Below are 19681 nucleotides of genomic sequence, written 5' to 3'. Positions count from 1 at the left end.
GTCGTCCGGAGGAAGTACAGGAACACTCTCGCGCATGGCCGCTCACGACGTCACGGCATCCCCCATGGCGTGCTGTTCCCGTTCGCCGGAACCGGCCGGATCTCGAAGTCCGGCCGATCGCCCGCGCGGTGCACGACGGCCTCCTCCCCACGCCGCAGGTCGATCCGGACGTCCCCGTTCGGCAGCCGCCACCAGCGTTTCGGCCTCCCCCACCGGTCCCGGACGGTCAGCTCCCCGCCAAGGTCCGTCCGGAGCACGCACGGCGCCCCGGCCTCACTGGTGATCTTGACCCACCGCGTCTTGCCGCCTTGCCGGGAAGCGCTGACCAGGAACGCGCCCTCCGTGCGGAAGTCGCGCAGCGCGGCGTCCGCCCATTTCGCGGGCACGGCCGGGAACAGCCGGATGACCCCGCCCCAGCTCTGCACGAGCATGTCGTGCAGTGACTGCGCCGCCGAGAGCGGCGTCTCGATCACCGGACCGGATTCCTTGTACATCGTGTTCGGCTGGATGTAGCGGCGCTGCAGTTCGCCGAGGTAGAACTCCGCCTTCTCACCGCGCAGCATCTGCGCCGACATCGACGCGGCGCCGGTGAACGTGTAACCCTGCAACGCGCCCTCGAAGCCCACCCAGTGGTCGAGCGAGGTCTCGATGATCCGCCGCTGCTCCGGCCGCTCCCAGGTGATCTCGTACAGCGGGTAGATCTGCAGCAGATGCGAGTAGTGCCGATGCGATTTCGCGAACGGCACCCCCGCGCCGATCATGTAGCCGTTGGCGTCGGCCGGATACGGGACCAGCGTGGCCAGGACTTCCCGCCACCTTCGCGCGAGCGGGTCGTCGATCCGCAGTTCCGCCGCCGACTCCAGCAACGTCCGGCAGCCCCAGCGGATCAGCGCGAGGTCGTAGGTGCAGTCGGGCGCGTTGACGCCGTACTCCGGGGAGAACGTCGCGGGAAGGTGCAGCTTCCCGTCCTGCCCGGGTGCCAGGAAGTGGAGGTAGTAGTTGATCGCCTTGCGCAGCAGCGGGAACAGGGTGTCCCGCAGCAGGCGCCGGTCCATCGTGTGCCGATAGGACAGCCAGACGTTGTGCAGTGCCCAGGTGAGATTGCCGACCTCCGGCGTCGGCGACTCCTTGCCGGGAACACCGACGGGGAACCCGGCGTTCGTCCCGGCGGCGCCGTTGAGCAGGGTCATGTCGGTCGTGCGCGGGATGCCGGCCGAATCGTGCTGGTACGGCTCGGCGACCTGACTCGTCAGGTTCGACCGGTACTTGCCGAGCGCGTGACCGACGGCGTCCAGTTCGAGGTGATTGGCCCCGTGGATGAGCCAGTACTCCAGCTGGACGTTGAGGTTCCACCACGTCGCGGGCCACGGGGTCGGTTCGAGCCACGGCCCGCAGGTCGCCATGACCGGCGCTTCCCGGCGCGCGGCGGAGGCGATCTTGTACAGCTGGATCCAATAGAAGCCTTGGAGCCGGGTGTCCGGAATGGACAGAAAACCGTGCCGGTAGTAGTCGTGCCACCAGCGTCGGTGTTCCGCCGCCAAAGCGGAGAACGGCTCGGCCCGGCGGATCGTCTTCAATGCCTCTCGTGCGGCCGTCCTTTTCGGATACGACCACGCCACGGACGTGTACAGCGTGCGCTTCGATCCCCGGGCGACCTCGCGCCACGCCGTCACATGTTCGCCGCCCGCCAGCAGACTCTGCACGGAAAGACGGGTGTCACCACTCGTTTCCAGACTCGCGGGCGGGTTGGCGACGTACCCGGCGGGCGGCGGCTTCCCGAACTTCGGATCCGTTCTCGGGCTCACCGCTTCGGCGGGGTGGAAGGTCCACTCGAAGCCGCGCTCGCCCTCGGTCGGTTCGATCTCGACGGCCAGCAGCGACTGTCCGGTGTGGACGATCGCCCGCAGCGAGAGGCTGCCCGCGGCCGTGGTGATCGTGCCTCTGAGTTCGGCGTTCCAGAGGTCCATCCGCCAGTCGATCCCGGTGATGGCGCCGACCGGTTCGAGGGTGAAGTAGCCGATCGGCAGCCGCGCGAGCCCGAACAGGGAGCCGAATTCCGGCCGGTGGTCCTGCACTTCACTGTGCTGGACGTTGAACCGGACGGCGTTGCGGCCGGGTTCGGCGTAGATACCCGAGCCGAGGAAACCGTTGCCCAGGAACGGGCCTTCGTACCAGGTCTTGGGCATCCGGCGCCAGAGCAGGTCGGCCGTACCGAGGAAGCCGGGCCAGTCGAGTCCGCCGAGCTCGAAGTCGTTCTCCACCGCCGACGCGGACGGCGCGAACCCGGCCGCCGCCACGCCCGCCAGTGCCCCGCCGAGCATCGTCCTGCGAGTGATGTCCATCCTCAGACCTCCTGGTCGAGTCCCCATGCCGGAGTTTCACGGTCGCCGGGCACGTCGCGGGGCTCCAGTTCCGGGCGCGTGCCGCGCCGGGTGACGACGGCCGTCCCGCCGCGGCCGAGCGGGATCGAGATCGTGCCCGGCCCCGCGGCCCGCCAAGGAAGGCGCCGCCCGCGCGCGTCACGGACCTCGATGTCGCCCGGAATCCCGTGCTGGAGTGTGAGCGGCTCGCCCGCTTCGCTGTGGACGCGGAGCCATTCGGTCGCGCCGTTCCGCCGGGAGGCGTCCACGAGGAAGGCGCCCTCCGCTCTCAGGCTTTCGAACGACGCCTCCCGCCACGCCGACGAAACCGACGGGAAGACCTTGAGGACGCCGTGATCGCCTTGCAGCAGCATGTCCACAACGGACTGCGCGGCGGTGATGGGACTCTCGATCGCGAGGTTCGCGCCTTCGCGGTACATCGTGTTCGGCGTCAGCTGAGTGTTGGCCACGACGGTCCCGTCCAGGAAGATCTTCAGGTAGCGCAACGCTTCCTCTGGTGCGTCCATCACGGAACTCATCGACGACGCGGCCGCGAAGCTGTAGCCGTGCCATTTCTCCTGTGCGCCGGCCCAATGCGCGAAGGTGCGGCGCATGATGTCCCGGTCGCCGGGACGGTCCCAGAGCTTCTCCCGCAGCGGATGGAGCCAGAGCAGATGCGAGAAGTGCCGATGTGAATCGGCGAGCGGGACACCGTCGCCGATCAGCACGCCTTGGGCGGGATCCTGGTGGTACTGCACCAGTTTCTCGCCGATCTCCCGCCACGCCGGCACCCGCGGGTCGTCGATCCGCAGCTTGGCCGCCGATTCGACGAGGGTGCGCGCCGCCCAGCGGATCAGCGACAGGTCGTAGGTGCAGTCGGCCGCGTCCGCGTACTCGGGTGACCTGGTCATCGGCAGGTGCAGGGCGCCGTCCGGGCCGGCGGCGAGGAAGTGGCGGTAGTAGTTGAGGGCCTTGGCGAGCGTCGGGTACAGGACTTCGCGCAGGATGCGGACGTCCATGCTGTGCCGATACGCCAGCCAGACGTTGTGCAGGCCCCAGATCAGGTTGCCGGTCTGGTCGTTCTTCGTGGCCGGGCCGGGAATCCCGACCGCGCGGGTGCCGCCGGGCCGCAGCTGCCAGTCTCCCGGGTGCGAAAGCGCGTACGTCTCGCCGTCCCGATACGCCGGCGGCACCGAGAGTTCGAGGTTCGCGTGATCGCGGCGGAAGGTCGCGGTGACGGCGTCGAGTTCGGGATGGTTGCTGCTGTTGACGATCGGGTACGTGACCTGCACGTTGAGGTTCCACCACACCGCCGTCCAGCTGTTGCCGACCTCCGGGAACCACGGTCCCCATTCGGCGACGACGGGGCCGTTCGCGCGGGTGGCACAAGCGGTCTTGTACAGCTGGATCCAGTAGAACCGCTGGACGCGTTTGTCCGGAACGGACACGAAACTGCGGCGGTAGAAGGCGTTCCACCAGCGCCGATGGCCGGCGACGAGGGCGTCCGGGTTCACCGCCGAGGCCCGGTGGACCCTCCTGATCGCCTCGGCGGTGTGGGTCGGCTCCGGGAACCCGTACGCGATCGTCGCCGCCAGGAGCCGTCGCGTGCCGACGGTCCGCTCACGCCACGCTGTCGTGTACCCGCCGCCCGCGTGGAGTGGCTGCTCGCAGTACCGGACCGCGCCCGCGGTGGCGAGCTTCGGATCGGGATTGGCCGTGTACTCGGGCGGTTTGCGGATCGTCCTCGTCGTCGCCGACTTCAGCGGCGTGAACCCCCAGTCCGCGGCCGCCTCCCCGGTGAGCGAGACGAGGAGGAGGTCCTGGTCGTCGTGGACCAGCGCGGAGAACCGCACCGAACCCCGGGTGGTCGTGATCGTGCCGCCGAGTTCGGCGTTGTACAGGTCGAGATGCCAGTCCACCGCCGTGATCGCGCCCTCGAAGGTGAGCGTGAGATAGCCGATCGGCAGCCGCGAGTACCCGATGCCCGCTTCCCACTGTCCACGCTGGTCCTGGACCTGGGAGTGGCTGAGCATCACCTTGACGACGTTCGGCTGCGCCCCCGCGTAGAACTGCACGCCGAGGAAGCCGTTGGCGAGGAACGGACCCTCCTGCCAGTTCCGCGGCATGCGCTTCCAGACCATGCGCGCGTCGTCGACGATCCGGCGATGGACGTCCTGCCCGGCGAATGCCGGAGGCGCCCCTTGAGCCCAAAGCCCGCCGAGCGCCGCCGCTCCCGCCGCGACCCTCAGCATCGATCGCCTGGACAGCTCGGCCATGGGTCGCCTCCAGATTCATACTACGTTTACCGCAGATCAAGTCCTGGCGACCGGCATGTTTCCAGAAATAGTCGAGGTTTGGCCATCCCTTTCACTCACGTAGCCGTACAGACATCCGATGTCTCGTCGGACAATTCATCCGTTGTTGAGCAAGCGCGCCTTCAGTGTCCGGACGGCCGCGCCGGACACGCCACGCTGCCGGGCCCAGCCGGCGAATCCGCCGAAGTCGTCCTCGACACTGTCCAGCAAGGCGTTGATCGTGCTCTCCGTGCACCGGAACAGTTCCTCCGGCAAGCCGAGGGGGCGGAACCGCTCGATCACCCGGGGAAGGCTGTACGCGCTGCGCAGGTAGTCCTGGACGATCAGCTCGCGCGGCGCCCCGGCGAGCCCGAGCGCGAGGGCCGTGACGACGCCGGTCCTGTCCTTGCCCGACGCGCAGTGCACCACGACGGGACGGGTCAGCAGGACCGCCAGGAGCTCCATGGCGATCGACAGGTTCTCGTCGTGCCGGAGATGATCGACGTAAATCTCCTCCAGCGCGCTCGACCGTCCGCTTTGGACGGTCTTCAACGGCACGTTCACATACCGGACACCGGGTAACTCCGCCCGGCCCTCGCTGACCGTCTCGGCACTGGAGCGGAGATCGAGGACCCCCTCGATACCGAACCGGCCGAGCAGGAGTTCCTTGTCGGTTCCGGTCAGCGCCTGCAAGGTGTCACTACGGAACAGCCTCCCCCGCCGGATCGGCCCGCCGCCGGTGTCGCGGAAGTTGAACGCGCCGGTGAGCGCGGACGCCACCGCGGTCACCGGGAATCCTCCGCCGTCTCGCCGAAGGTGATGGTCCCGGCGGAACCGTCGACGGTGATCACCTGACCGGTGACGATCCGCGTCGTCGCGCCCGGAACGCCGACCACGGCCGGGATCCCGTGCTCCCTGGCCACGGTGGTGCCGTGGGAGATCATCCCGCCCGTTTCGGTCACCAGCGCCGCGGCCGTCAGGAACAGCGGCGTCCACCCGGGATCCGTCGTCGCGGCGACGAGGATCTCGCCCGGTTCGATCCGGGCCCCGTCCGGATCGTGGATCACCCGCGCCCGGCCGGTCACCGCCCCGGCCGCCGCCGCCAGCCCGGTGAGGTCACCACCGTCCGAAGTGGATTCGAGGGCGGGCGCGGTGCCGTCGGAAAGCACGACCGACGGCACCCGGGGCCGTCGGGATTCCCGCTCCCAGATCTCCCTGCGCCGTGCCACGGTCGCGCGGAAGTCCCTGCTGCCCAAGGCTTCGCGGACTTCGGCGAGATCGAGGAACATCACGTCGCCAGCCCGCTCCAGCCGCTCCGCCCGCACGATCTCCTCGCCGACGAGGAGCAGTTGCGTCCGGAGAGCGGCGAAACCGCGCATGAGGCAGAACTTCGGGAACTCACGCAGGCCACGCAACCGTCGAGACCGCCGGAGCAGGAACCGGGCGAGCAGCGCCCGGTGCAGCTTGGTCACCGGAAGCCGCCGGGTGAGCTCGACGATCCGCGCTTCGGCCGCCGCGGCCGCCTGCTCGAAGCGGGTTTCCGGATCCTGCTCCTCTCCTTCCGCGCGAAGCAGGTTCGAGAGCATCGCGAAAACCGGCTCCGGGTCATCGGTCCAGCGAGGCACCCCGAAGTCGATCTCCGAGGTCGCGCGGCAGCCGTATTCGGTCAGGAACGCGGCGACGCCGTGCTGGATCGCCTCCGGCAGGGTCCCGGCGAGGTGTTTGGCGGCCAGTTCGTCGGGCGCGGTTTCCAGCAACAGCCGGAAGGCCTCGTCGTCACGACGGATCGCGGCCGCCGCCCGCCACAACGCCAGATCCATCTCGGTGGTCGGATTGTGCGGGATACCCCGGAAAACGGTGACCACCTCGGCGTCGCTCACGTGACCGCGCAGCAACTGCCCGGCCAGCTGCCCGCCTGTCCCGCCCGCGGTGTTGGCGTCGCGAGGGAGGTTCGCCTCGATCCGGCAGACGTCACGCCGGACGGATTCCACAAAGGACAGCCGTTCTTCCGCCGTCGCCTCGGCGGGCCCGGTGAAGGCGGCGATCCGCCGTTCGGCGTCGCGGACGACGTTCGCACGGGCCTGATCCGGCCACAGCCACGCGGGGATCATCCGTTCCCAGCGGCGACGCCGTTTCTTCGGTGGGACGTCCTCCTCCGAGCCGGACGCCACCGAGGGGAACCGGCGGTCACGGCCGAGCTGCTCGACGAGCCGCCCCGAAGGCGCGGCGAGACTGTCCACGAACGCGGCCATCTTCGGCCGCTTCGCCGGGCTCCGCACGCCGTCGGTGATGTCCCAGTACAGCCACCCGTCCACGTCGGTGATCTCGTCGGAGAAGCCGAGCGCGCTCATGTACGCCGCCATCCCGCGCTGGCGTTCGCGGATCATGGACGCGCCCATCGGCGTGAAGGGCCGGCTGATCCCCTGATAGACGTTGACCGACCAGTACGCGCGCGATTCGTCGCTCTCCGGGACGGGGAACAGCGTGGTGATGTGCCGCGACTGGGTCAGCCACAGCTCGCCCTCGCCGTTGAACGCCCACTCGACGTCCTGCGGCGCACCGAAGTGCTTCTCCAGATGCCTGCCGACGGCCACGAGTTCGCCCAGCCGTGACGGCGTCAGGCAACCGTCGCCCGGGCCTTCGAGGGATTCGCCGTCGACGGTCAGCCGATAGTGATCCGGGGTCACCGCGCCGGAAACCACCGCTTCACCCAAGCCGGGAGCGGCGTCGACGATGATCTCGGAACGTTTGCCCGACACCGGATTCGCCGTGTACAGCACGCCGGCGCATTCGGCGTCGACGAGGCGCTGCACGATCACCGCGATGGCGGGTCCGCGATCGGTGCCGTGCGCCGCCCGGTACCTGGTCGCCCGCTCCGACCAGAGCGAGGCCCAGCATCGGCGCACCGCCGACAGCACCTCGCCGGAGCCCTGGACGTCGAGGAAAGTGTCGTACTGCCCGGCGAAACTGGCGTCCGGCAGATCCTCGGCCGTCGACGAAGACCGCACCGCGACCGCCACCGGCTCGCCTCGCGAAAGCCGTTCGTACGCCTCGACGATCCCGGTTTCGAGCCGGGCCGGGATCGGGACGGTCAGGACGTGGGCCCGCAACCGGTCCGCCAGTTCGGCCAGCCGTCCCTCGTCGCCGGACGGCACCCTGGTCAGCTCGCCGAGCAACCGCGGCCCCTCGCCGTCGGAGAGCACCTGCCGGTACGCGGCGGTCGTGACGCAGAAACCCTCCGGCACGGGAAACCCCGCCGAAGTCATTTCCGCGAGGTTCGCCGCCTTGCCGCCGACGAGGTCGCGCGGGCTTCCTCCCGCTTCGGCGAGCTCGAGAATCACTTTCATTACCTCCAGGGAGTGTTTGCTTAGCCTAAGCTTGCATCCTCAACCTGGGTTGAGTTCAAATGATGTCATGGAATCCGCATCGATCAGAGAGGTCGCCGACCGGTTCGACCTTCCGGTTTCGACCCTGCACTACTGGGAACGCCGCGGACTGATCAAGCCGCACCGGCGATCCGGCTGGCGTTACTACGACACCGACCAGCTCTACCGGATCGCCCTGATCCGGCTGTGGCGGGACACCGGCCAGCTCAGCCTCGACGAGATCGCGACCGTGCTCGCCGGGCGCACCGCCACGTACGACTGGCGGGACACCGTTTCGGCCCGTATCGAAGCTTTGGAGTCCCAGCTCGAAAAGCTCGCCACCGCGCGGACCTATCTGCACCATCTGCTTCGCTGCCCCGAAAACACGCTGGAACGCTGTCCGGAATTCCGGTCCACAGTGGAGCTTCCGGGCGCTTGACCTCAAGCCGGGTTGAGGGGGCAGGCTACCGGAGTATGACCGCCCGTGGCCTGATCGACACCACCGAGATGTACCTCAAAGCAGCCTACGAGCTGGAAGAGGACGGTGTCGTCCCGTTGCGCGCCCGGATCGCGGACCGGCTCGAGCAGAGCCCGCCGACGGTCAGCCAGACCGTGGCCCGCCTCCAGCGTGACGGCCTCCTCCTGGTCGCCGAGGACCGGCGGCTGGAGCTTTCGCCGGAGGGACGGCGGATCGCGGTGCGGGTGATGTGCAAGCACCGCCTCGCGGAAACACTCCTCTATCGGGTGATAGGGCTGGACTGGGTCCGGCTGCACGACGAGGCCTGCCGCTGGGAACACGTGATGTCCGACGCCGCCGCGCGCCGGATCTTCGAACTCTGCGGCGGGCCGCGGTTCAGCCCGTACGGCGGGCCGATTCCCGGCTTGGCCTTTCTCGGCCTGTCCGGCCTTCCCCCGGTGCCGGCGCCGCCGGGAATGCGGCCCGCCACCCATGCCGGACGGCAAGAGGTCCGGCTGCACCGGATCAGTGAACGGATCCAGGACGATTCCGCCTTCCTCGGAACGCTTCTGGCCGCGGGCCTCACCCCTGGAGCGCGAATGACGCTCACCCCGGCCGACGGGCGGCGGTTCGAAGCGCGGACGGCCACGGCGACCGTGCTCCTCGAGCGAAACCAGGCGTCGAAGATGATCGTCTGCGATCCCACCGCGCCGAATTCCGCCGTTCCGGCACGCACCCGCTGCGTCGCCGGTCGCTGACATTGTTCTTTCGCGCATTGCATATCGTTTTCGAACAGGCGTGCGCGTTCCGCCGGGGCAAGGCAGTAAGATGTCATATGATCTGCCGATCTGATGTCCACATCCGGGGGCCGAAGGAGGGAGACCGCCATGCCACTTCGAGCGGCCAGTACAGCGAGACTCTCGTCCACTGTGGTCGACCAGTTCGAGGAACTGATCGAGACCGGCGAATGGCCGGTCGGCTCCCGTATCCCGCCGGAACAGGAGCTGGTCGAGCAACTCGGGGTCGGGCGCAGCACGGTCCGCGAAGCCGTCCGTGCCCTTGAGCACGCCGGGCTGCTGGAGCCGCGCCGCGGCGACGGCACTTACGTCAGAGCACGGCACGGGCTGTCCGCGGCCCTGCTGCGGCGAACCCGCGCCGCGAACGTTCTCGAAGTACTCGAAGTCCGCAACAGCATCGAGCGGCAGGCCGCCAGGACGGCGGCGGAACGCCGGGACGCCGAAGACATCGCCCGGATCACCACCGCACTCGCCGCCCAGCACGAAGCACGGGACGCCGGCGACGAGGACGCTTTCCTCGCCGCGGACAACGAATTCCACGCGGCGATCATCGCCGCCACGCACAACGCGGTCCTGATCGAATTGTGGGAGGGCCTCAGCTACGCGCTGAGCAGCGGGGTGGCGACGGTGATGGCCGAGCTGCGCCGCGAGCACATCGACTTCCCGGATCACGACACCCTCGCCGAGGCCATCACCGACGGCGACGCCGACCGCGCCGAACGGGCCGTCGCGGTGATCATCGACGCCGCCGTCGCGGTGCTGACCAAGGCACAGAAGAAAACCGCTTCCCGTAAAAGGAAAAGCACGCCGAAGCGCCGTTGAGCGAACCGGGCCGGTCAGCCGAGACGGATGGCCGGCCGGTACAGATCGAACCAGTGGTGGAGATCCAGCACGCGGTCCAGACCGTGCCGCGTCTGGCCGGTCAGCGTCGCCGCGTCGGCCTGGACGGCGTCGTACACCCAATCCCGGTTCACCAGCTGGAAAACCGGCGAATCGAGGTCCGCGAGCACCTCTTTCGCCTGCGACTGAAGGGCGACCGCGTATCCGGTGTCCTGTGTGGACGGATACGGGCTCTTCAGCCGCTCGGTGACCGAGACCGGCAGAAGATGCTTCGTCGCTTGCCGCAACAGGCTCTTCTCCCTGCCGTCGAAGGTCTTGAACGCCCACGGGGTGTTGTAGACGTACTCGACGAGCCGGTGATCGCAGAACGGGACCCGGACCTCCAGGCCGACCGCCATCGACATCCGGTCCTTGCGGTCGAGCAGCACCCGGACCCACCGGGTCAGGTTCTGGTGACAGATCACGCGCATCCGTTGTTCGAGGGCGTCGTCCCCCGGCAGTTGCTCGACCTCCGCGACCGCGGAGGCGTACTCGTCGGCGGCGTAGGCAGGCACGTCGAGCGCCTCACGGACGTCACGGCGGAGCAGGTTCTCCCGATCACTGGTGACCGCGTTGCGGAACACCAGCCACGGGAACATGTCGGTGGTGCGGGATTCCTCTTCGAAGAACCATCGGTAGCCGCCGAACACCTCGTCCGCCGCCTCGCCCGACAAGGCCACTGTGGACTGCCGCCGGATCGCCTTGAACAACAGATAGAGCGAGAGGTCGACGTCGCCGAGCCCGGACGGCATGTCCCGCGCGGCGACGCAGGCCCGGCGCACGTCGGGATCGGTGAGCTCGGCGGGATCCAGCATGACGTTCTCGTGCACCGAGCCGACGAGATCGACGACGTCGCGGATGAACGGCGAGTCCGGGGCGTCGCGCATCTCGTCCGGACGGAAGTTCTCCTCCTGTCCGGCGTAATCGACCGAGAACGTGCGCAGCGGCTCCCCCGACTCCGCGAGCCGCGACGCCGCGATCCCGGTGACCGCGCTCGAATCCAGCCCGCCCGAGAGCAGGACGCACCGTGGCACGTCGGAGACCAGTTGACGGTGCACGATGTCGGTCATCAGCTCACCGACCCGTGCCACCGTCGCGTCCTGATCGTCGGTGTGCGGAGCCGTCCGCAGCCGCCAGTAGGTGTGCGAACGGATCCCGCGGTCGTCGACGGTGACGATCGTCCCCGGCTCGACCTCGTGCATGTCCTTCCACAGCGACCAGCCGGGCTTCTTGGTGAAAGCGACCAGTTCGCGCAGACCGTCCGCGTCGACGACACGCGGCGCCCGCGGGTTCGCCAGGATCGCCTTCGGCTCGGAACCGAACAGCACGCCACCGGAGGTCGCCTGGTAGTAAAGGGGTTTCACGCCCATGCGATCCCGGATCAGCACCAGCTTCGCGGTGCGGGAGTCCCAGACGGCGAAGGCGTACATGCCGTTCAGCCGTTCGGCGACCCCCTCTTCCCATTCCAGGTAACCGCGCAGAACGACTTCGGTGTCGCTGTCGGTGTGGAACCGATGCCCCTTGTCCCGCAGTTCCTTCCGGAGCTCGGTGTAGTTGTAGACCTCACCGCTGTAGACCAGCGCCACTTCGCCGGCCGGGGTGCCCGCCGACATCGGCTGCACACCGCCGGGCAGGTCGATCACCGCGAGCCTGCGGTGCCCGAGTGCGGCGTGGCGGTCCAGCCAGACACCTCCGGCGTCCGGACCGCGGCAGGACATCGTGGCCGTCATCGCGTCGAGGATCGGGCGCTGGCTCCGTAGGTCGTCCTCGAACGACACCCAGCCGGTGATTCCGCACATTTCGCCTCCCAGTAACTTGGTGTCAGCCGAAAACGGGTTCCGCGGTCCGCGTCCGCTTCAGTTCGAAGAAATACTCGAATCCGGTGAGTGCCCGGACGCCGTCGAAGATCCGGCCCGCGGCCTCACCGCGCGGGACCTGGGCGAGCACCGGGCCGAAACAGGCGCTGCCGTCGATCCGCACGACCGGCGTGCCGAGGTCGGGCCCGATCGCGGTCATCGCCTCGTCGTGGCTCGTGCGGATCGTGGTGTCGAGTGTCGTGTCCGTTCCCGCGACGGCCAGTCCCGCTGGGAGCCCGGCCGCTTCGAGGGCCAGACCGGTGACCTCGCGGTAGTCCTCGTTCCCGCCGGGATGGATGCGGGTGCCCATCTCGGTGTACAGGGGTTCGACGACCTTCTCGCCGTGGTCACGGGCGGCGGCCGCGATGACCCGCGAGAGGTACCAGCCTTCGCGCATCATCACTTCGTACTTTTCGGGCAACTGGTGGCCTTCGTTCAGCACGGCGAGGCTCATCAGGTGGAAGCGCAGGTCGATCTCACGTACTTCGGCCGCTTCGAGCAGCCAACGCGAGGTCTGCCACGCCCACGGGCAGATCGGGTCGAACCACAGGTCGGCCCGGACGGAGGTTTCGGTCATGGCTGTCCTCGTTTCTGGAGACAAGGTGGGGTCGCGTGATCAGAGGGACGACACGCGTGTCCAGACGGACGACAAGCGTGTCGTCCGTCCAATCACGCGACATGTCCGTCCAATCACGAGTGACGTCCGTCCAATCACGCGTAAGGCGAGCAGGATCACGCGGAACTACGCGAAGGTGGCCGGGGTGTACGCGCCTTCGGTCCGCGCGGCCTGCAGTACTTCCGGGTAGATGACCGACTTCGGGCGGTCTCCCGCCACGATGACGATCATCAGGCTCTCTTCCGTCCCGGGAGCGGCCGCCAGGTTGGTGAACCGGCGCTGGAGCCCGGCCGGCAGGGAGATCACGTCGAACGGGCCGAGGTCGACGTACAGGTCGTCCTCGTCGTTGCAGCGGAACCGCCAGGTGCCGCTCAAGGGGATGAACGTCTCGTTCGTGTCGTGGTTGTGCAGGATCGTGCCGTTCCCCGGCGTGGCCTTGATGTAGGCGAGGTTGAAGCCCTCGGCGACGTCGATCGGCGCGTTCCCCGAACTCTTCGCGCCGATCGGGGAGATCACCTGGTCGTCGTCGGCGCCGTTGCGCTCCGGCGGCCGGAAGCCGATCACGTTGAACATCACCCGCGCGCACCCCGCGAGCACCGTGTCCGGGGCGCCGCCGTCCGTTCCGGCCAGGTCGGTGAACCTGGCGACCCGGGCGCGGAGGTCATTCTCGCTGAACCGGATACTGGCCATGAGGTCGCTGGACATTCCCGTCTCCGATCTTCGAACGTCGGTCGATCACTGGGGTTTTCCCGTTGCTTCCGGCTTCGATGGTGGTGAGCACGAGGCTGTGTGCGGGAACCACGACGCCGTCCCCGATGGTCACGGGGCCGAGCACCGTCGCTTTGGCACCGACGACCACCCGGTCGCCGATACGCGGATGCCGGGCCTCACCCTCGGCCCTGGCGTTGTCACGCCAGAAGCCGATGGCGCCCAGCGTCACCTGTTGATAGAGGGTCACGTCGTCGCCGATGACGGCGGTTTCGCCGATCACGACACCGTTCCCGTGGTCGATGAAGAATCGTCTGCCGATCCGGGCACCGGGATGGATTTCCACCCCGGTCAGGATTTTCGCCGCGTTCGACAGCAGCCGGGCGAGGATCCGGTGGCCGCCGCGATGCAGCCGGTGCGCGATCCGGTGACTCCAGACCGCGGGCAGCGCGGGATGACAGAGCGCCTCCAGGCGGGAGGTCACCGACGGGTCTTTGTCCATTGTGGTCGCGAGATCCTCGCGCAACCGGATGAGGGACCGCCGCATGTCATCCGGCCGTCTGCTCGGCCTTGACCCAATCCTCCTCGGGACCGGCGTCGGCGAACAGGGTCACGACGACCTGGTCGGGCCCGAACCGTTCGGCGACCTTCTTCGCGCTCAGCCAAGCGGCCGCGGCGGAGGCGCCGATCGAGGTGCCGGTGAGTTTCCGGTAGTCCACCATTCCCCGCAGGGATTCGGCATAGGTGACGTGCAGTTGTTCCGCCTCGGGGAGCTGGGTGTCGACGAACGGCTGACGCAGCCCGTTGCCGAACCCGCCCGCCCCGGCGAACCGGGGCTCGGAATGCGGTGCCCGCTCGGTGCCGTACGGCATTTCCGAGGGCGTGACCCCGGCGACCACGACGTCCGGCCACCGCGTGCGCAGTGCACGGTGGACCCCGGCCAGTGTGCCGCCGGTCCCGATCGCACTGACCCAGGCGGCGGGCCGGTGCTCGCCGAGCTGGTCCAGGATCTCTTTGCCGGTACCGAATTCGTGGGCCGCGACGTTGGCCATGTTCCGGTGTTGCACGAGCGGGGTGAGCGAGGGGTCGTCGGCGGCGATCTTCTCGCACACCTTGATCATCCCGAGCAGACCGCCCGCCGCGTCGGCGAGTTCGATCTCCGCGCCCGTCTTCTCCATCGCGGTCAGCAGGCTCGGCGGGATGACGGACGGGACCACGAGCCGGGTCGGGATCCCCGCCAGTTCACCGAGTCCGGCTAGCGCGCGGGCCATGTTCCCGGCCGAGGCGTCCAGCAGTTTCAGCGGCTCCGGTCCGGTGTGCGCGGCGATCGCCCGGCAGACCAGTGCGAACGCGGTGCGGTCCTTCACCGAACCGAACGGGTTGGCGAATTCGTACTTCGCCAGTACCTTCGCCCCGCCCGGCGGGCCGGGGACCTCGACCAGCGGGGTGTCGCCGAGCCGTCCGGCGAACTCCCGCAACCCGGGATGCCGGGTCAGCGCGACCGCCTGATCCGGTGCCGCGGCGAGCGGTTCTTCCACAGTGAGAGCGATCTCTGGCTGAGCGGTGTCGGTCATGCGAGTCCTTCCCCAGGCGCCACTCGAGCAGCGCGACGATCAGCGCGGCGTGGTGTTCGGGTGCGGATCCCCCTCGGCGGATCCGGATTCTCCGGTGGCGGAAAACGCTCGTACCGGTGGTCCGCGGGACAGGGCCGCCTGCTCGACGGCCGCGCGCGGAACCTGGTTCAGGCTAGCAAGTAAACACCTGCTCTGTCGAACATCAGACGTTCAGTCATCCGCTTGCCCGATGGGCGGCACGAACGGGTGGTCCGCTTCGCCCGAGTTGACCTCAACCCGGGTTGAGGATCCAAGGTTAGGCTAACCACACCTGATCGATCGGAGGCGGACATCGGCACCACGTCCCTGCGCCCGCGCACCCTCACCGCCACGGCGGCGGCCCTGCGGGACGGCACGGTCACGAGCATCGGCCTGACCGAGGCGGCGATGGCCGCCGCGGATCGCGGTGACGCGGTCTACGGCGCCTACTTGACCCGCCTCGACGAGACCGCGTTCGCGGCGGCGAGACGGGCGGACGCCGAACTCGCCGCCGGACTCGACCGCGGACCGCTGCACGGGATCCCGATCGGCGTCAAGGACATCATCGCCACCGCCGAAGCCGCGACGACGGCGCAGAGCCTCGTGCACGACCGCGGCTGGCTGGCGGGAACGGACGCGACGGTCGCCATCCGGCTCAAGGCCGCGGGCGCGGTGCTCACCGGCAAGACGACCACGATGGAGTTCGCCTGCGGGATGCCGGAACAGGAGCACCCCTTCCCGATCCCCCGCAATCCGTGGCGGACCGGACGCTGGGCGGGCGGTTCGAGTTCGGGCGCCGGGATCGGTGTCGCGACCGGGATGTTCCTCGCCGGGATCGGCTCGGACACCGCGGGCAGCATCCGGGTGCCCGCGGCGTTCTGCGGGGTCACCGGCCTGATGCCCGGGTACGGCCGGGTGCCCAGAACCGGCTGCGTGCCGCTGGGCTACAGCCTCGACCGGATCGGCCCGCTGGCCCGTTCCGTACGGGATTGCGCGGCGGTGCTCGAAGTGCTGGCCGGGCCGGATCCGGCCGATCCCGATTCCGCGACCGGGCCGGTGCGGCGCCCCGAATTCCGCGGCGATCTCACCGGGCTGCGGATCGGCGTCGTCCGCGACCACCACTTCCCGCCCGGACGCGATCCCGCGTTGGACGGCGTCTTCGCCGAGGCGCTCGCGGTGCTGGCCGGACTCGGCGCGCGACTGAGCGGGATCACGCTGCCGTATCCGGCGGAACTGGTGACGGCCGTTCAGGTGACCGTCGCCAGCGAGGCGCTCGCGCACCACCGCGCGGAACTGTGCCATCGGTGGCTCGACTTCAGCCGCGGGACACGCGGGCTCCTTGCCACCGGCGCGCTCGTCACCGGCGCCGACTACGTCCAGGCCCAGCGCGTGCGGCGGGTCGCGCAGCGGGCGATCGACGGACTCTTCACCGAAGTGGACCTCGTCGTCTGCCCGACGGCGTCCGTCGGCGCGCCCCGGTTCGAGTCGCTGCTCTCCCCCGCCGGGCTGCCGGAGAACGAGGAACTCTTCGGCGTCATCCACACGCCGTACTGGAACGGGCTCGCCAATCCCGTCTTGGCGCTGCCCATGGGGTTCACCGCCGACGGGCTGCCGCTTTCGCTGCAGTTGGCCGGGCCGGTGCGCGGCGAAACGGAACTGCTTGAGGCGGGCGACGCGTTCCAGTCGGCCACCGGCTGGCATCTGCGGACCCCGCCGGAGCCGTCATGAGCGTGCCGGAGATCCGCGTACTGCTCGCGGCCGCGACCCTGCCGGCCACCGAACCCGAGATCGCCGGGCTCGCCGCTCGCTATTCCTGGCAGCGGGCGGCGATCGACGCGCTGTACGACCTCCCCGCGGCTCGTCACGCGCTGCCCGTCCTCGGCTTCCGGACGGGTGATGAAGAGGCAGTAGGAACAGGAAAGGTTTCATGAGCACGTCTTCTCCCGCCCACTGCCGCGACCACCTGGTGCTCGCGCTGGCCTGTCTCGGGTCGTTCGTGGTGGTGCTGGACGCCACGATCGTCTCGGTCGCCCTGCCAAGGATCCGCGCCGATCTCGGCTTCTCCGCCGCGACGCTGCCGTGGGTGGTCAACGCGTACACACTCGCGTTCGCGGGCTGTCTGCTGCTCGGTGGCCGATGCGCGGACGTCTTCGGACGGCGCCGGGTGCTGCTGGCCGGGATGGGCCTGTTCGCGGGGGCGAGCCTCCTCGCCGGGCTGGCCGCGGATCCGGCGCTCCTGCTGGCCGCGCGCGCCGGACAGGGCGTCGGCGGCGCGCTGCTGATGCCCGCGACGTTGTCGCTGTTGACCGACACTTTCCCGGCGGGGCCGAGGCGTGCCCGCGCGCTGAGCACGTGGAGCGCGATCGGTGCCGTCGGCGCCGCGTCCGGTCCGCTGACCGGCGGCCTCCTGACCGAGTTCGCCGGCTGGCGTTGGGTGTTCTTCGTCAACGTGCCCTTGGGTCTGGTCGCGGTCGCCGGCACGCTGGCCCTGCTGCCCGGCGGTTCCCGGTCCGGATCGGCGTACCGGCTCGACGTCGTCGGCGCCGTCCTGGCGACGGCCGGGCTGACCGGCGTCGTGTACGCGGTGATGGAGTCGGAGACCTTGGACTGGAGCGCACCGGAGGTGTCCGGTCCGCTGATCGCGGGAATCGTGCTGTGCGGGCTGTTCCTGCTGCACCAGGGGCGGTGGGCGGCGGCCCCGCTGGTGCCGTTGAGCCTGTTCTCCCATCGCGCGGTCCGCGGCGCGAATCTGGTGATGTTCCTGCTGGGCCTGGGTTTCTTCGGTGCTCCGGTGCTGATCTCGTTCGTCCTGCAGTACGTGCACGGCGCCGGTCCGCTCGCCGCCGGGCTCGGTTTCCTGCCGGCGGGCCTGGCGATGTTCGCCGGTGCCAAGGCCGCCGGTCCGCTCACCATCCGGCTCGGTGCCCGTCGCGCGGCGGCACTGGGCTGCGTGCTCGGGGCGGCAGGTCTCGCCGGGGTGGCCGTCTCACTCGGCACCGGCGGTTCGTCCGTGGCGATGATCGTGCTGCCGAGCGTGGTGTTCGGTTTCGGTACCGCGTCGGCGTTCACCCCGTTGACGGTGGCGGCGACCAGCGGCGTGCCCACCACCTCGGGCGGGGTGGCCGCCGCCGTGCTCAACACCGTGCGGCAGACCAGTGGCGCGATCGGTTTGGCCGTGCTGACCACGATCGCCGCGGCCGCCGCGGGCGGGTCTTCGACGCAGGAAGGACTCGCGCACGGGTATGCCTACGCGTTCGCCGTCTCGGCGGGCTGTGTGGCCGCCGCGGCGGTGGCCGGCATGCTCGTCCTCCCGCCGCGAACCGCGGAACGGCTCGCCGCCGCCACCGGCCGGGTCCGGGGACTCGACGGCGACCCGGTGCCCGGCGCGGTGGTGCTGCTGGTGAATCCGGACGGTGGTCGCGTCGTCCGCACCGTCACCGACGAGACCGGCTGGTACCACGCGGCGCCGACGGCTCCGGGGCCGCATCTGGTCATCTGCACCGCGCCCAGCCATCAGCCGTCGGTCGGCCGGATCATGGCCGACGACACGCCGGTGCGGCACGACGTCGTCGTCGGACAGGTGGGTCCGTGAGCCGCGCGTCATCGTGCCGCCGCGGCGAGCCGCGGCACGATCCGCTCGGCGGTGTACGCGAGGGCGAGTGCGGACGGGAACGCGAGTGCTTGCGCTTCCGCCTTATCGATCGGGAGATAGGAACCCCGGTGTACAGCGGGAAGCCGCGCGAAAAGCGGCTCGGACTCGAACGTCTGCCGCTGCTGGACCGATTCGTAACTGACCAGCATGATGTCCGCGTCGAGCAGGTCGAGCCGCTCCGGACCGACCGCCGCGACACCCTTCGTCGTGGTGGAGCGCAGCTGGGTGACCTTCTCCGACAGCCGCAAACCGAACTGCGCCAACGAAACCGCCAGCACGTCCTCGGGTGCGTTCTTGGTGTACACCTGTCCCGCGCCGCTCACCGAACTGCAGCTGAACGTCTTCCCCGCGAGCCCTGCGGTGTCCCTGGCCGTCGCGATCTTGCCCAGCGTGCCGCTGATCAGCTGTTCCGCCGCGGAGTCCTTGCCGAGCGCCCGGCCGATCCGCCGGGTGGTCTCCTGCCACGGATCGAGGTTCGGCCCGGCGACGTAGCCGAGCACGGGCGCGATCTCGGCGAGCCGCTGGTAACCGGTTTCGAGGTAGTAGTCGCCGGCGGCGAGGAACAGGTCCGGCCGCAAGGCGGCGAAGTGTTCCAGTGGGCGGTCCGGCCCCGTCCGCACCAGTTCGGGCCGGGCGGTCCCGAGCAGCGGCGCGATCCACGGCTGGATGCGGTCCGGCGTCGACGTTCCCTCCTGCATGGCCACCGGGATGACGCCGAGCGCCACGGCGGCGTCGGCGTCCTGTCCGAAGCCGAGGGCGATCACCCTGGAGGGCAAGCGATCCAGCACCGTGGGGCCGAGTTTTCCTTCCAGCGTCACCGAAAACCCGCCCGTTGGGGCGGTGTCCCCCGCCCTTCCGGGCGTACATCCGGCCAGCACGAAACCGGCCGCACCCGCCAGGAAGAGACGGCGGCCAGGCCTGCCGGATAGGTCCATCAACTGCATCTGCGCACTCCACGAAGTCGGACACCGAACGGAGGTTTCCCGGATCACACCGACGCGGCACCGAGGTGACGGGCAGGCGCGACCTACTTAGGTAAGGCTGCCAAAACATCGGTTGTTGCGCTAGTCATACGTCTGCTGTTAGGTTGAATCCTGCCCGCAAT

At 69.4% G+C, this 19681-nt stretch carries 16 protein-coding genes; 6 read left to right on the top strand and 10 right to left on the bottom strand.

The features are described 5' to 3' along the window. Positions 1-50 precede the first annotated feature (50 nt). The 4 genes from DL991_RS22455 to DL991_RS22440 all read right to left on the bottom strand — a co-directional run bounded on the left by DL991_RS22455 (position 51) and on the right by DL991_RS22440 (position 8001). Complete coding sequence (locus tag DL991_RS22455; protein ID WP_125786318.1) at positions 51-2342, bottom strand: glycoside hydrolase family 95-like protein; 2292 nt, start codon at positions 2340-2342, stop codon at positions 51-53. Positions 2343-2344: 2 nt separating this feature from the next. Then, positions 2345-4636 carry a glycoside hydrolase family 95-like protein gene (locus DL991_RS22450; protein ID WP_125786317.1) on the bottom strand — a complete coding sequence of 764 codons (2292 nt, stop codon included), beginning with the start codon at positions 4634-4636 and terminating at the stop codon, positions 2345-2347. Between the two features lie 135 nt (positions 4637-4771). Continuing rightward, positions 4772-5443 (bottom strand): tyrosine-protein phosphatase, encoded by a 672-nt coding sequence (locus DL991_RS22445; RefSeq protein ID WP_125786316.1) that lies wholly within the window; start codon positions 5441-5443, stop codon positions 4772-4774. Further along, positions 5440-8001 carry a PEP/pyruvate-binding domain-containing protein gene (locus tag DL991_RS22440; RefSeq protein ID WP_125786315.1) on the bottom strand — a complete coding sequence of 854 codons (2562 nt, stop codon included), beginning with the start codon at positions 7999-8001 and terminating at the stop codon, positions 5440-5442. Before DL991_RS22440 ends, DL991_RS22445 begins: the two co-directional genes overlap by 4 nt. 67 nt (positions 8002-8068) lie before the next feature. Between DL991_RS22440 and DL991_RS22435 the strand changes: the two genes are divergently transcribed. The 3 genes from DL991_RS22435 to DL991_RS22425 all read left to right on the top strand — a co-directional run bounded on the left by DL991_RS22435 (position 8069) and on the right by DL991_RS22425 (position 10095). Then, positions 8069-8458 carry a MerR family transcriptional regulator gene (locus DL991_RS22435; RefSeq protein WP_125786314.1) on the top strand — a complete coding sequence of 130 codons (390 nt, stop codon included), beginning with the start codon at positions 8069-8071 and terminating at the stop codon, positions 8456-8458. Between the two features lie 35 nt (positions 8459-8493). Then, entirely contained in the window at positions 8494-9234 is a 741-nt protein-coding gene (locus tag DL991_RS22430) for a metal-dependent transcriptional regulator (protein ID WP_125786313.1), read from the top strand. 129 nt (positions 9235-9363) lie between these two features. Next, the gene (locus DL991_RS22425) at positions 9364-10095 is read left to right on the top strand and encodes a FadR/GntR family transcriptional regulator (protein ID WP_125786312.1); all 732 of its coding nucleotides are present in this window, start codon (positions 9364-9366) and stop codon (positions 10093-10095) included. A 14-nt stretch (positions 10096-10109) separates the two neighbouring features. On the opposite strand, the gene asnB is transcribed toward DL991_RS22425, so the two are convergent. From asnB to DL991_RS22400, 5 genes are all read right to left on the bottom strand, one after another. Further along, positions 10110-11951, bottom strand: a complete 1842-nt coding sequence (gene asnB / locus DL991_RS22420; protein ID WP_125786311.1) for an asparagine synthase (glutamine-hydrolyzing) — start codon at positions 11949-11951, stop codon at positions 10110-10112. A 22-nt stretch (positions 11952-11973) separates the two neighbouring features. Continuing rightward, the gene (locus DL991_RS22415) at positions 11974-12585 is read right to left on the bottom strand and encodes a disulfide bond formation protein DsbA (RefSeq protein WP_125786310.1); all 612 of its coding nucleotides are present in this window, start codon (positions 12583-12585) and stop codon (positions 11974-11976) included. 165 nt (positions 12586-12750) lie between these two features. After that, positions 12751-13329 carry a cupin domain-containing protein gene (locus DL991_RS22410; protein ID WP_125786309.1) on the bottom strand — a complete coding sequence of 193 codons (579 nt, stop codon included), beginning with the start codon at positions 13327-13329 and terminating at the stop codon, positions 12751-12753. After that, positions 13286-13879, bottom strand: a complete 594-nt coding sequence (gene epsC / locus DL991_RS22405; RefSeq protein ID WP_125786308.1) for a serine O-acetyltransferase EpsC — start codon at positions 13877-13879, stop codon at positions 13286-13288. The genes DL991_RS22410 and epsC overlap by 44 nt, the downstream gene beginning before the upstream one ends. Position 13880: 1 nt before the next feature. Continuing rightward, positions 13881-14906 carry a pyridoxal-phosphate dependent enzyme gene (locus tag DL991_RS22400; protein WP_125786307.1) on the bottom strand — a complete coding sequence of 342 codons (1026 nt, stop codon included), beginning with the start codon at positions 14904-14906 and terminating at the stop codon, positions 13881-13883. Positions 14907-15236: 330 nt separating this feature from the next. On the opposite strand from DL991_RS22400, the gene DL991_RS22395 reads away from it, so the two are divergent. Genes DL991_RS22395 through DL991_RS22385 form a run of 3 tightly spaced genes read left to right on the top strand, consistent with a single transcriptional unit; the run spans position 15237 to position 18516 of the window. Continuing rightward, on the top strand, positions 15237-16652 hold the full coding sequence (locus DL991_RS22395; protein ID WP_370307264.1) for an amidase: 1416 nt from the start codon (positions 15237-15239) through the stop codon (positions 16650-16652). Beyond that, positions 16649-16855, top strand: coding sequence for a hypothetical protein (locus DL991_RS22390; RefSeq protein ID WP_125786305.1), 207 nt, complete (start codon positions 16649-16651; stop codon positions 16853-16855). The genes DL991_RS22395 and DL991_RS22390 overlap by 4 nt, the downstream gene beginning before the upstream one ends. Continuing rightward, positions 16852-18516 carry an MFS transporter gene (locus tag DL991_RS22385; protein WP_125786304.1) on the top strand — a complete coding sequence of 555 codons (1665 nt, stop codon included), beginning with the start codon at positions 16852-16854 and terminating at the stop codon, positions 18514-18516. Before DL991_RS22390 ends, DL991_RS22385 begins: the two co-directional genes overlap by 4 nt. A gap of 8 nt (positions 18517-18524) precedes the next feature. Here the strand turns inward: DL991_RS22385 and DL991_RS22380 are convergent, their stop codons facing one another. Beyond that, positions 18525-19520 (bottom strand): ABC transporter substrate-binding protein, encoded by a 996-nt coding sequence (locus DL991_RS22380; protein WP_125786303.1) that lies wholly within the window; start codon positions 19518-19520, stop codon positions 18525-18527. Positions 19521-19681: the final 161 nt, after the last annotated feature.

Origin of the sequence: Amycolatopsis sp. WAC 01375 (assembly GCF_003947325.1) — a bacterium.
GTDB lineage: Bacteria > Actinomycetota > Actinomycetes > Mycobacteriales > Pseudonocardiaceae > Amycolatopsis.
This window is presented reverse-complemented; position numbering and strand designations above follow the sequence as displayed.